At 44.3% G+C, this 14181-nt stretch carries 9 protein-coding genes; 3 read left to right on the top strand and 6 right to left on the bottom strand.

The annotated features are described in order from the left end of the window. Positions 1-295 precede the first annotated feature (295 nt). Positions 296-949 (top strand): hexitol phosphatase HxpB, encoded by a 654-nt coding sequence (gene hxpB / locus FEF09_RS05075; RefSeq protein ID WP_146304114.1) that lies wholly within the window; start codon positions 296-298, stop codon positions 947-949. 366 nt (positions 950-1315) lie between these two features. Here the strand turns inward: hxpB and rpsA are convergent, their stop codons facing one another. Beyond that, on the bottom strand, positions 1316-3208 hold the full coding sequence (gene rpsA / locus FEF09_RS05070; RefSeq protein ID WP_146304113.1) for a 30S ribosomal protein S1: 1893 nt from the start codon (positions 3206-3208) through the stop codon (positions 1316-1318). Positions 3209-3528: 320 nt separating this feature from the next. Here rpsA and FEF09_RS05065 point away from each other — a divergent pair, with 320 nt between their 5' ends. Together FEF09_RS05065 and FEF09_RS05060 are read left to right on the top strand one after the other, a co-directional pair. Further along, complete coding sequence (locus tag FEF09_RS05065) at positions 3529-4308, top strand: rhomboid family protein (protein WP_222596922.1); 780 nt, start codon at positions 3529-3531, stop codon at positions 4306-4308. 46 nt (positions 4309-4354) lie between these two features. Beyond that, positions 4355-5581 carry a 4-hydroxy-3-methylbut-2-enyl diphosphate reductase gene (locus tag FEF09_RS05060; protein ID WP_146304111.1) on the top strand — a complete coding sequence of 409 codons (1227 nt, stop codon included), beginning with the start codon at positions 4355-4357 and terminating at the stop codon, positions 5579-5581. Between the two features lie 219 nt (positions 5582-5800). On the opposite strand, the gene FEF09_RS05055 is transcribed toward FEF09_RS05060, so the two are convergent. The 5 genes from FEF09_RS05055 to FEF09_RS05035 form a co-directional block, all read right to left on the bottom strand. Beyond that, a complete protein-coding gene (locus FEF09_RS05055; protein WP_146304110.1) occupies positions 5801-6577 on the bottom strand; it encodes a LytR/AlgR family response regulator transcription factor in 777 nt (258 codons plus the stop codon). Positions 6578-6595: 18 nt separating this feature from the next. Continuing rightward, the gene (locus FEF09_RS05050; RefSeq protein ID WP_146304109.1) at positions 6596-8548 is read right to left on the bottom strand and encodes a tetratricopeptide repeat protein; all 1953 of its coding nucleotides are present in this window, start codon (positions 8546-8548) and stop codon (positions 6596-6598) included. A gap of 436 nt (positions 8549-8984) precedes the next feature. After that, positions 8985-9671, bottom strand: coding sequence for a (d)CMP kinase (gene cmk, locus FEF09_RS05045; protein ID WP_146304108.1), 687 nt, complete (start codon positions 9669-9671; stop codon positions 8985-8987). Positions 9672-9744: 73 nt separating this feature from the next. Then, positions 9745-11316, bottom strand: a complete 1572-nt coding sequence (locus tag FEF09_RS05040) for a T9SS type A sorting domain-containing protein (RefSeq protein WP_146304107.1) — start codon at positions 11314-11316, stop codon at positions 9745-9747. A 42-nt stretch (positions 11317-11358) separates the two neighbouring features. Further along, positions 11359-14115, bottom strand: coding sequence for a beta strand repeat-containing protein (locus FEF09_RS05035; RefSeq protein ID WP_146304106.1), 2757 nt, complete (start codon positions 14113-14115; stop codon positions 11359-11361). Positions 14116-14181 lie beyond the last annotated feature (66 nt).

Below are 14181 nucleotides of genomic sequence, written 5' to 3'. Positions count from 1 at the left end.
GACCTTACTTCCGCTATCTCTTACACACTAAAAAAGCCTGTATGGTACGCTGTGTATAGGATAGCGGTCCCTTCGCTGTGATAGGAGTCATAACCGCTGATTATAGCGGATAACTATTATTTATCTGCTTCGCGCCAATTACGCATCAGGAATCTGAAAACGGCAACGCAGGCTACTTTAATTAAGTCGGCCAATCTTCCTGCTTAATGCTCAATTACAGCGGTTCAAATGGCGGCCTCTTAGTATAATCGCTCCGGCTGTTGTATCTTTGCGGCGCAGAACAAATGAAAAGCACATGATAAACACGGTGATTTTTGACATGGATGGGTTGCTGATTGACTCCGAGCCACTTTGGGGCAGAGCGATGAGAGAGGTTTTCGCGACTGTAGGCGTTGACCTGACCATGGAACTGGCCAGCCACACTACCGGCCTTCGTACGGCTGAAGTGGTGGATTACTGGCATAACTATTTCAAATGGGAGGGTAAAAACAATGATCAGGTAACTAACGAGATCATTGATGCGGTGATTGCAAAAATACTCGCTGAAGGTGAAGCTATGGAGGGATTGGAATATATCCTTGACTATTTCACCAAAAAGAACTTCAAAATAGGGCTGGCTTCTTCTTCTCCCCTGCGTCTGATCGAATCAGCGGTTGACCATATGGGTATCAGGGATCGTTTTCAGGCGATTTCCTCGGCGGAGTTTGAATCACATGGCAAACCGCACCCGGCAGTATACCTCACCTGTGCTAAAAAGCTGGGGAGTACCCCACTGGAATGTGTGGCATTTGAAGATTCTGTAACAGGTATGACAGCTGCCAAGGCTGCCCGCATGAAAACGGTAGTGGTGCCTGAAGCACATAACCGTCAGAATAAGCGTTATGCACTGGCGGATATACAGCTGAACTCCCTGTTGGATTTCAATGATGAGATATTGAAACAATTATAAATAAAGCATTGAGGTCTGATCATTTCAGACTCATCAATTATGCTTAATATGTTATAAAATAAAGTCCCGGTAAGCTGTACGCTACCGGGATTTTATTTTATACTACTGCTGAGGGGCTGCTGCATAAAACAATACATTTGCCATACTTCTCTCACACTCCTTCCCCTCAATTCAACATTCAATAAGGCTTATAGTATACTTAACCTACGATAATGCTACGTTAAAAACGTAGCATTATCGTAGGTTAAGTATAGTCAGACTATAGTCAGACCAGCCTCTGACAATCAAACAGCTCAACCATCAACAAAAAAAAGAAGGGTGCTCCTTTCGGAACACCCTTCATGTATTTCAACAACCTAAAAAAGCTTATTCACCTTTTTTCTCGTCGCCTTCGTTCTGCTTCAGCTTCTCTCTCAGTTCAGCCAGAGCTCCCAGATCGCCCAGGGTAGCTTTTTCTACCTTGTTCTGGATAGTTTTCACAGCTTTACGAGTTTTGTCAGCTTCTGCTTTTCTTTCTTTGGCAACTGCTTCTTTCTCCTCATTTTTCGCTTGTTCCCACACTCTTGTATGAGATACCAGGATACGTTTTTCGCTACGATCGAATTCAATGATCATGAATTCTTTCACATCTTCAACGTTGATTGGTTTCTCATCTTCAGTGCGCAGGTGACGTGCAGGAGCGTATGCTTCCAGACCGTACTGCAGCTGAACTGTAGCACCTTTTTCGTCTTTCTTCACTACGGTACCTTCATGAACGGATCCAATCGGGAAGATAGTTTCGAAAGTGTTCCAAGGATCTTCTTCGATCTGTTTGTGACCCAGGCTCAGTTTACGGTTATCTTTATCGATACCCAGAATAACTACCTCGATCTCGCTACCCACTTTAGTGTACTCACTTGGGTGGTTGAAGCGTTTGATCCAGCTCAGGTCAGAGATATGGATCATACCACCGATACCAGTTTCCAGCTCAACGAATACGCCATAAGGAGTGATGTTCTTCACGATACCTTTGTGACGGCTGTCCAGAGGGAATTTAGTTTCGATAGTAGCCCAAGGATCTTCTGTCAGTTGCTTGATAGACAGGCTCATCTTACGCTCTTCTTTGCTCAGTGTCACTACCACTGCTTCGTATTCTTCGCCTAATTTGAAGAATTCTTTAGCATTGATAGGAGTAGAAGCCCAGGAGATCTCAGATACGTGTACCAGACCTTCTACGCCAGGCAGAATTTCCAGGAATGCACCGTAATCTTCGATGTTCACTACCTTACCTTTTACGCGCGCACCTTCAGTGATGTGTGCAGGCAGGGTATCCCATGGGTGCGGAGTGAGTTGTTTGTAACCAAGGCTGATACGTTTTTTCTCGTCGTCGAAGTCCAGTACAACCACATTGATCTTCTGATCCATCTGGAGTACTTCGCTTGGATGAGAGATACGGCCCCAGCTGATGTCGGTGATGTACAGCAGACCATCCAGACCACCAAGGTCGATGAATGCGCCGAAATCGGTGATATTTTTGATAGTACCTTCCAATACCTGGCCTTTTTCCAGTTTGGAGATAATATCCACTCTCTGCTGTTCGATATCGCTTTCGATAAGCGCTTTGTGAGAAACAACGGCATTTCTGATGGCTTCGTTAACCTTAACCACTTTGAATTCCATTGTTTTGCTTACAAACTGGTCGTAGTCTGTAACAGGCTTAACATCGATCTGAGAACCTGGCAGGAATGTTTCCATACCATAAACGTCTACGATCAAGCCGCCTTTGGTTTTGCTGGTAACAGTACCAGTAACCACTTCGCCGGTTTTGTAAACTTCCACGATTTTTTCCCATGCACGCTGTTGACGAGCTTGTTTACGGCTCAGGTGCAGGTTACCATCACGGTCTTCTTTTTCAACAACCAGTACTTCAACTTCGTCTCCTACTTTCAGACCCTGCAGATCACGGAATTCGTTCAGTGAAATCAGACCGTCAGATTTGAAACCGATGTTGATCACTACGTCTGTTTTGGTTAAACCAACTACAGTACCAGTGAGCAGGCCGTTTTCTTCGATCACTTTGAAAGTGTTGTCGTACGTCTCATCGTACTTCGCTTTCTCTTCTTTGTTATAAGAAGATACATTACGTTTGTCTACGCTCCAATCGAAATCATCGTGAGCAGTAGCCACAACTGGCGCATTTGTTGTCGCTGTTTCCTGAGCTGCTGCTGCAGGTGCCTGTTGTTCAGCGTTTTGTTCGTTAGAAATGTTGTTTTCTGCCAAAATTTGGTTCCTCCTTTTGTTAATTCCCTCCGGATTTTTAGGGCCCGGAAGTTTAAGTTGGACGGCAAAGATAATTAATATTCATAAAAAAATCATGACTTTTCACATGTTTAACACACTTCCAGCCTCTTCCATCCCAGTGCCTCCTTAGCGCCATTCCGGGAAAAAAAATGTACTGTTAAATCGATATACGATTGCAGATTTTGTACTAATTTTCAAGTATGAACGGGACCTCATTTAGCGCTGATATTCGCTACTGGCTTAGACAGGGAAACACAATTAATCTTCTTCTTTTCTGGAATGTTATTGTTTTCCTCGTCGTGGGAATTGTGTACCTGATCGGCAAAATAGCTCCATCGACCGGTTTCATTTCCCTTTTTATTGCTGACAATCTATCCATACATTCAAATGTATTCGCTTTCCTGAGAAAGCCATGGGGATTGATCACTTACATGTTTACACATTTCGAATTCCTGCATATTCTATTTAATATGCTGAACCTTTACTGGTTCGGGAATATCTTCAGATCTTTTCTGGGCAACCAGCGTGTACTGCCACTTTACCTGCTGGGAGGTATCGCAGGTGGTGTAGCCTATCTACTGGTCTACAACCTGATATTCGGTGGCGCCAACGTACCCATGATCGGGGCTTCGGCTTCTGTTATGGCCATCCTGATCGCCTGTGCCACCAAACTGCCTAACTATGAGATCGGTTTGTTACTGATTGGTACCATCCGGTTAAAATGGCTGGCTATCATCGTGATCATATTAGATCTCGTATCCCTGACGCAGGGAAATATAGGTGGCATTACCGCACATATGGGTGGCGCCCTGTTTGGCTTTATTTATATACAGTTTCTCAATAACGGCACTGACCTGGGACAGCCATTAATCTGGCTCTTTAACCGGCCGGCGCGTACCGCGACTGCCAGACGCCGCTCTTTCAAACCTAAGAAATCACCGCTCAAATTGGTAAAGCCTGGTATGGAAGAAAACAAACAACTCCGGCTGGACCAGCTCCTCGACAAAATCAATGACAACGGCATTGAAAGCCTCAGTCCTGAAGAAAGAGCCTGGTTAAAGAAAATGAGTCAGGAATAGCTGGCCCTGCCTGTCAGCCATTCAAAATATGTAACTTTGCCGCCAGATGAAAACATTTAACGTTCCTATTATATATCGCAGTCCGCTGATCACGGCGATCAAAAACCGTCGTAAACAGCAGGATCGCATGAAAAAGGATTTTACGCCAACCGTACTGGATTTCGGTCCGTTGAAGATATTACTGGCCCGTCACTTCGGTTTCTGCTACGGAGTGGAAAATGCCATCGAGATTGCTTTTAAGACAGTAGAAGCCAATCCTGACAAAAGGATCTTCCTGCTTAGTGAAATGATCCACAATCCTCATGTTAATAACGATCTGCTGGAAAAAGGGGTGCAATTCATCATGGACACAGCCGGCAAACAGCTGGTGCCATGGGAATCCCTGACGCCTGAAGATATCGTGATCATCCCGGCCTTCGGTACGACACTGGAAATAGAGGAGAAACTGCGTTCATTAGGTATCGCTCCCCTGCAATACAATACCACCTGCCCTTTTGTGGAAAGAGTGTGGAATAAGGCAGAACAGATCGGAAAACAGTCTTATAGTGTGATTGTTCATGGGAAACCCGGTCATGAGGAAACCCGTGCGACCTTCTCTCATAGCCGCAGCAATACACCTACGGTAGTTGTAAAGGATATAAAAGAGGCGCAGTTACTGGCCACCTTTATCACAGGAGAGAAAAGCCCTGAAGAGTTTTATGCCCTCTTTAAAGGACAATACTCCCAGGGTTTTGATGTGATCAACGATCTGCAGCGTGTAGGTGTTGTCAATCAGACTACTATGCTGGCCACAGAAACGCAGGCGATCGCTGACTATATCAAAAATGTGATCATGGACAGATACAGCCTTGATGCTTCCAATGTCAATGAACGCTTTGCTGATACCCGCGATACCCTCTGTTATGCCACCAATGATAACCAGAGCGCCGTTACCGGTCTGCTGGAAGAATCTGCGGATCTGGCTATTGTTGTGGGCGGTTATAATAGTTCCAATACTTCTCATCTGGTAGAACTCTGCGAAGTAAAATTGCCTACATACTTTATTTCTTCTGAAGAGAAACTGGTCAGCGCCGAAGAAGTACATCACTGGGACTTCCATCACAAACAGGAACTGCACAGTCAGGCTTTTCTGCCGGCGAAAGAGCAGGTAACCATTATGCTGACGAGTGGCGCCTCCTGCCCTGATGCTATGGTTGAAGCTGTTATCAGAAGACTCTTATCTTTTTATAATCTGGAAGACAAAATGGAAGAAGTGGCGGCTACATTTGAATAAATACAGCATCCCACAAAACATTATAAAAGCAAAAAAGACACCAGGCGGTGTCTTTTTTCTTTGGGGCTAATCAATGCTAGTAATGCAGAGAAAAAAAATTTTATATCGTAATAAGTTTAAACCTGAGTCAAAAGTATATTTTCAGACGTATGCCCGCAACAGAGAATTATTATCCGGTGGTCTATTTCCTGTAAGTGGCGTAAAACAGATTAAATCTGGTTAGAACTGCATCGCCTTTTTTAGAAAATCAGCCTTCCTTCTTCGTGAAATTTCTACCTGCGTCCCGTCACTCATCAGTGCAAACCCGCCTTCACCTTGTATATAAGATTGCATCTGTTGCAGATTAATCAGGTGTGAATTATGTACGCGGAAAAAATCTACGTCGGTCAATAGCTCCTCAAATTCCTTTAACGGTCTGGATACCATAAGGTTCTTTTTATCTGTGAAAAAGATACGGGTATAGTTACCAGTTGATTCGCAGCGTACTATATTCTGTACCGGCATAAAAACCAATCCATTAATGGTTGGGAGCGCTATTTTCTTGTGTGTCTGATGCAGCGTTTTCATATTCTGCAGGAATACTTCCAGAGGAGAAGTGGTTGTTTCCAGTTGACCATTATTCGCATTGCTGTTGCGACGAACGATGCATTTCTGGATCGCGTCCTGTAACTCTTTCACACTGAAAGGCTTCAGCAGGTAATCAAGGGCATTGAATTTAATTGCTTTCAGGGCATACTGTTCATAGGCAGTAGTGAATATTACATCAAAAGTGATCTTATCGAACATTTTCAGCAACTCAAAGCCATTCTGATGTGGCATTTCCACATCGAGGAACACCACGTCCGGTTGTAATTCCGTTATCAGTTCCTTTGCTTCTTTTACACTATTTACGCCTCCCAGTACAGTCACTTCCGGACATTTCTTCTGAAGCATAGTCTGAAGAGCATCTATACAGTGTTGCTCATCATCAACGATGATTGCTTTAATTTCGCTCATGCTGTCTGTGTAGGTTTTTTAAAATATAAATTCCACCGGTAAGATGAGTGTCACCTTTGTACCTGATGCTTTACCAGTCTCATCTTCCAGGTCTATAATCGTCACATCTGCTTCTTTGGTATTGTTGATCTTCCTGATGAGGTCTATACGGCCTTCTGTTACCTTCATACCCATTGAGCGATGGGTTTGTCCTTTTTTTTCCTTTATTTCTATTGCCTTTTTCCGTCCTATACCATTATCTGTTACCGTACAGGTCAGGGTTTTTCCTTTCAGTGTGACTTCTATATCCAACATGCCCCGGCCGGATTTATGCACCAGACCATGCCAGATTGCATTCTCTACATATGGTTGAATGATCATCGGCGGAATCATTACTTCTTCTTCATTAATGTCATCGGCGACGGAGATCTGGTACTCAAACACATCGTTACAACGCAACTTTTCCAGATCAAGGTACAGGCGTAATGATTCCAGTTCCTTATTCAAAGATATGAATGTGTACTGCGTATTATCAAGTATCATTCTCATTAAGCGGGAAAATTTCGTCAGGTAGTCTGACGCTTCTTCCTGATTATTGCTCCAGATAAACCTGTGAATGGAACTCAGTGAATTGAAGATAAAGTGAGGATTCATCTGTGCACGCAGGGAACGCAGTTCCAGCTGCAGGGTCTGTTTCTTGGTTTCAAGATTTCTGTGCCGGATATAGAAGAATCCACCTACGCCGAGCATCAGTACAAATCCTGCCATTGACAGGGTATAGACTACATTCCGACGGGTGCGCAGTTCACTCATCTGTTTATCATGCTCCAGCAGCTTAATCTGATTATCCTTACGGTCCACCTCATAGATGGCCTGTGTCTGTGCCCATGCCAGCGAAGACTTTTCATTGATCAGGCTATCCTTATATACGAGCGACTTATCCAATGCTTCCATGGAACGTTTGAAATCACCCGATGCTTTGAAGTCGCCGGCCATTGCCTTATAAGCTTCCATCAACAGGTATTTGAAACGCCAGATAAGACTCAGGTTAATAGATTGCATAAAGTATTTCCGGGCTTCTTCATGTTTACCCTGCAGGCTCCATAACTTCCCAATGTTCAGGTAACTTTCTGCGACATGCACCTTATCATCTACATTTCCATTTACTTCCAATGCTTTATTCAGGTATTCGAGTGCACGGGCGTAGTCTTTTTTCTCCTGATATACAGATCCGAGAGAGTTATAACAGATAGCGAGTCCGACACTATTATCCAGTTGCTGGTTAACAGCCAGTGATTTTTTATAGTATTCAATAGCGAGGTCCAGTTTTTTCAATCCCTGATAAGCATAACCGATATTGCCGAGGTTGATGGCAACGCCCAGATTATTCTTGCTTTGTTTTTCCAGTTCGAGGGCTTTTTCAAAATGGTTGATTGCTTCCGCATATTTTTCGGTGGAGAGATGAATGTTCCCGATACTATTGATGGCGATGCAGATATTACGGATGTCATTAATTTTTTCGGCCAGCTGGAGGGCTCTGAAATGGTAATCGAATGCCTTTTCCAGCTGATCGTCCATACGGCGGTAATCGACGCCGGTATTGTTCAGGGCGATACAAAGCCAAAGGTCATTTCTTGCTTCTTCAGCGTATTTAACAGCTTTCTGATGATAATCGGCGGCAAGGAGATATTCCGATTTATTTCTTTTGGAGATGCCGGTTTCGTTGTATGCATTGAAGGCGCCACGCGCATATTTCATGCGCAGCGAAAGAGTAATTGCTTCCTGAAAAAAGGGGTTTTCTGTCCCACGTTTGTCAAAGTACCGTCCCAGCGATCTGCCTTTATCAATCAGCCAGTTCACTTTACCGGTATCACCGGGAAGCCGTCGGGCAGAATCGAGCGTACGGAATACAAGCACTGAATCCTGTGCCTGAATATCATTCCCTTTTACCAACAATAGCAAGAAAAGTAGATAGAAATAGCCTTTAAACATGCATCAGCCGGGTAATACCACAAGTTAATTAAAAAAGCGAAAGGGCGAAAGAATTCGCCCCTTCTTCCTATTAACCGAATACACCTACTGAAAATATGGAGCAAAGGCAGGCATCCCTGCCCTGCACCACATTAAGTTTAATAGATATCAGCCCACAAAGCCACGATATATATATAAAATAGTTTAGTAACGGTTAATAGCAACAGGTCTGTGGATATAGTTATACTAAGATCTGTTGAGACCTTATACGACTTCTCTTGACCACGTTGGGTATAATATATTGTAAACGGCACACTGATATGAACCGGTCAACACGATACAATAAAATTGCAGGAAATTCGAGAGGATGTGGAAAATTACCGAAAGGGTTTCTCCCCGGTATATGACCGGGAACACAACAAATTTAAAAAGGATTTCTTAAAACTAAAAAATAATTTCAGGATTGCACCAAAGTAGCATCTTCTACCCACTGAATTACCAGTTTCAGCTGTTCATCCTGACTTAGCTGGCTATTGTCCAGAATGATAGCATCTTCCGCTTTTCTGAGGGGGCTGATCTCGCGGTTGGTATCGATATAATCCCTGAGTTCAAGGTTTTCCTTTACCTCATGGATGCTGATGTTTTTATTTTTGGCATAGAGCTCTTTGAAGCGGCGTTCTACGCGGATAGCTGCATCAGCGGTCATGAATATTTTCAGTTCTGCGTCCGGAAATACCGTTGTACCGATATCCCTTCCGTCCATTACGATCCCTTTTTTAACGCCCATTTTTTGTTGCTGGGCCACTGCGAATTCGCGCACTTCTTTTACGGCGGCTACTTCGCTCACTTTCTCCGCTACAAGCATTTCCCGGATCATGTGCTCTACATTTTCCCCGTTGAGGGTAATTTCAGATGCCTGAGAGATCGGGTTGAATTCAAATTCAAGGTGGATATCACGCAAAGCTTCTTTTACAGCATCATGATTTGTCCAATCCACCCGGTTCTGAATAAAATAAAGGGTGATAGCACGGTACATGGCTCCGCTGTCAATGTAGACATAATCCAGTTGCGCTGCCAGTTGTTTTGCCAGCGTACTCTTTCCACATGAAGAATAACCATCGATCGTGATAATAATCTTTTTCAAAACCCCTTTTATTAAATGCTGTATGAAGTAATAGACGGTGTAAAGTTAAAGGAAAAATGCAATATCATCAGCATCAATGGTCTATTACGACAACTTTGCAGACATAGGCTTGTTTTCCGCTTTCTTTATGCGTCAATACCAGGAAGTAGGTACCTGTAGGCATGTCTTTGATATTCAACTCACTCTGACCAACCATTTCCTGTTTGCGGATCAATTGACCCCATGTATCGAATATCTGTACGATCAGCGGCGTCTTAATGCCTCTCACCGTTACCTTAAACTGACCATAGTTCGGGTTCGGGAATACAGTGGCCTGGATTAATGGTCCGACTTCTCTCACATCTGTGTACACATATTTTCCGGTAGCGGATACTGCCTTTATACGGTAGTAGCTCCAGCCGTCGTAATCATTTGTATCCTGATAATAGTAATCGAGGCGGGTTGTGCTGTAACCGTTTGGCGCTTTGGTGGCCACGGTAGCAATTTTCTTAAATACCGTTTCATTATCCAGCATACGCTCGATCTCAAATACAGCATTGTTGGTTTCGCGGGTAGTTGCCCATACGATATCCACCAGTGAATAGCTGATACGATACGCGTTAAAGTGTATGAAATCAGCCGGGAGATAACTATAAGATAAAGATGCCAGTTTGGCGAAATAAGTATTGTTTCCGATGCCTTCCATGCCACGTGAGTGCATGGTAGCAGACTGACGCATTGGTTGTGTAGTCAGTGTGCCGGCGGTCATATTATCATTTACTGATTTACGGAGTTCCCAGTTACGTTCCTGAAAAGTACTGATATAACTGCTGGAACGGTTCACACGATATTCAGGCGCTTCATCAGCATCCATATGTTGTAAAGCGACGGCTGTCAATCCGGTACCATTCCCCTCCTGTCCCAGATTCCATGTTTTGAAGACCACACTGTCATATACTGTTCTGCCGGAGATAGCCTGCGTGAATACGCTGTCAAATACGCGTGCTTTAAAATCTTCCGGACTTCCTTCATATCTCACACCGGCCGGTGCATAGTTAGTGGCATTTGTCCCTACGGGAAATACTACCTGTCCGGCGGCACTGCTCAATTTTGCACGATACAGAAATCCACCGCCTGTTTCCGGTCCGGTGACAATAAAACGTTGATCACTATAACCGGTGATCTTACCCGGGTTATTCACACCTACCTGTAAGTTCCATCCGTTCAAGTATACGTGACCGTTGGTAAGCTGTAAAGTATTTCTTACCTGCAGATCATTCAGATCTGCGAGGATGATACCATTTGCATTACTGACTTCCAGATTGGGGAAGCCGGGACCTGCTTTAGCGGCTACGTTATATCCACCGGCAATGATCTGCTGCCCTTTATTACCGGCAAAACGGAAGGTGCCACCTGTACCGTCTTTACCGGAAGTACTTTCATCTGACAATAAAGCGGTATTACCATTTGTCCATTGTTTTCCAAGGAAGTAAAGCACAGAGGCCGGGCTTGAGCCCAGCGTTCCATCATTGGTCACATCGCCAAAGAAGGCAACATTCCCAAAGCTCCATACTTTACCATCAGCAGGAATATAGGCAGCCTGCTGGGCGTGTATGGTATTTATTGAGAGAACCAGCAAACATAATATGAGTAAATATCTCTTCATGCAGGTATTATGCTTTAGTATCGCTTCCTGTGGTTTTAATTGTTATGGAACAAAGGCTGTAACAATCCATCTGTTGTCACTACCGGAATAGATCAGTGTAACGGAACCCTGACCGGTGGTAGTGATATTGGTGCTGTTAGTCAATATCCTGTTAGCTGCAGTAATTCCTCCTCCGGTATTTTCGTTAGAGATTGTCATATTCTGACCGGTCGCGTTGTACAAGGTAATCATACGACCATCAGAGCCTCCCGCTATACTGGTTATTGTAAAGTTGTTATTCGGACCAGTAATTCTGTAAAAGGAGTTATTGCCGATGTTAATGTTGTTATTGTTGTTGTTACTCAGGTTTAAAGCAGCTGTTCCAACAGAAAGCGTCGTAAATGTGCCACTGGCAGCCGTGTTATCGCCTATTGGCGTGTTATCAATAGACGTCGCTTTTGTCACATCTCCATTGCTCGCCACTACCAATGCAGCACCAGTACCTGAGGAAAGGTTAGTGATACGAATCGCATCATTGTTTGCATTGACGTGTAAACGCTTTGCAGGTGTGGCACCACCAAGGCCGATCCCCACGTTCAGGTTCTGCATTCTCATGATTTCGGTGAACGTTGGTCCTGTATAATTATAGCTTTTGAAAACGATCGGTTCATCACCATCATCACCAATGATAAATTCGAAACCACCAGCGTTGTTGGTACCAGTAGCACCAAACTCAAAATAGTCGGTACCGGCGGAGCAACCTTTCATACGGAAATTACCATCTGTATTTGTCCACATCTTAGGCTTATAAAAATTCACGGATGCAGGTACTGCGAATTGCAATGCAGAACGCAGGTGGGTCACCATCTCATCGTTATCCGTATAGTCTGTATAGCCTTCTGTCAATCCTAATGTTTGTCTGCGGCCAAATTCCAGCAATGGTGTATTGTTGGATCTGATCACCATTTTATTATCATCAGTTGTACCGAGGAACTGGTTATTTGCATCTACCCCACTATTACCGGTGATCAACCAGTTACTTGCGGCAGCATTCTGTGTCACGATCACATCGCCGTTGTTATTGATCGATAATACCTTACTGTTATAAGGTTGAACGGTAGCACTATTTAAAGCTCTCAGACGCAGACCGGAAACACCGGTACCAGCTACGGTACCCCCTACATCCAGTGTATTACCGGGTGCATTGACACCTACGCCGAGACGGTTGTTACTATTATCCCAGAAGAAGTTGGCGTTCTTCTGAGAGACGAGACCACCCGTACCTGCAAACAATACGGAGCCTGCTGTCATAGATGACAGGGTGAAGTTTCCACCCAGGCTACCATTACCACTGATCGCATAGTTAGCGGTTTGTGTGCCGGAACTGATGTTCTGGATATAATTCGCTGAACCCGCAGGAATATCACCGGCGGCAAGGGCGGCACCAGTAGTAACGCGACCTTTTGCATCAACGGTTACTTTTGTATAAGTACCGGCGGTTACACCACTGTTGGCGAGTGTAACCGGGATACTGGTTGTACCGCTACCTGTTGCATCACCCGTTAAAGTGATGGTAGTAGAAGAAGCGGAAGGAGTATAATATTCGAAGCCGTTACCACCACTGTTCACGCGGATAGATTGTCCGGCAGAACCGAAATAATTCAATCCCAGACCACCCCTTGCGATAGGAAATACGCCATTGATGATCTTACTGGCATCAAGACCGGGAATATCGCTATCCTGCAATGTGGTACCATTAGTTACCCTACCTTTTGCATCAGTAGTTACTTTCGTATAGGTGCCGGCGGTACCCACATTCACGAGGGAAGTATTTACAGAATAGAAGTTACCGGTAGCAGTCACATCTCCATTGAAGTTAGGTGTAGAAGTCAGTGCTACATAATCATTCGACCATTCAATACCACTTCCATCTGCCTTTACTCTCATCACATCTTTTGCAGAACCGAGGTAGTTGATACCGGTACCACCTTGTGCGACAGGTAATACACCGCTGGTGATCTTACCTGCATCTATATTAGGAATATCATTTGCGTCCAGTGCTCTGAAAGACGGTGCACCATTTGACCATACCGGAGAAGCAAAAAACAGTCTTTGGTTCTGGTTATTAAATGTCGCTGTTAAGGTACCCGAGGTAGTGACCGGGCTATTCGTTACTGTGAAGATAGAAGGCAGTGATAAGCCTACGGAAGTCACAGTACCAGATCCACCAACTGCAGGCGCTTTAGGCATCCATGTGCTGGTGGCATTGTCCCATGTCAGGACATAGTTATTAGCAGGAGCAGTAGTAGAAATGTTTCGTCCCTGTAGCTGAGAAGCATTCCAGAGTGCGGTTGTATTTAAAGCGGAGATCACGCCACCTGCGGCGATACCGATACCCGTGCCGGCGCTGAATGCAGCCCTTGCTCTTGCATCGGTGTAATACAGGTTGACAGACTCAGTAATATTGTTGGTGGTTAAGGTAACAGCAGGACCAGTTTGTCCATTTACGGATGTAATACCAGTGGTAGTTGTGGTTTCGTCGATCAGTTTTCTCCAGATACCATTTTTCCTGATATAGAGCATCTTATCAGGAACATAGTAAATGATCATACCATCTGGAGCAGCGTTCAATGGGGCAACGCTGTAATCACTTACACGGGGTAATAACAAGCCCTGTTTATCACTGTTCAGGTCTAACAATGCAGATTTCTCGATCACTGTAGGAGCGGATCCCAGTTTTAACTGTTGCGCATGTGCAAGTACAGGCAATAAAAATGCACATAAGCTCAGGATTCCGCCGCGACAATTCAATATTTTCATAGGTCTTTATAGGTAGGTTACTGGAAATACAGCGTAATAATGAGTAACAGGAGCAGCACGAGGCTA

The organism is Chitinophaga pinensis, from assembly GCF_007896845.1.
GTDB classification, from domain to species: Bacteria; Bacteroidota; Bacteroidia; order Chitinophagales; family Chitinophagaceae; genus Chitinophaga; species Chitinophaga pinensis_C.
This window is presented reverse-complemented; position numbering and strand designations above follow the sequence as displayed.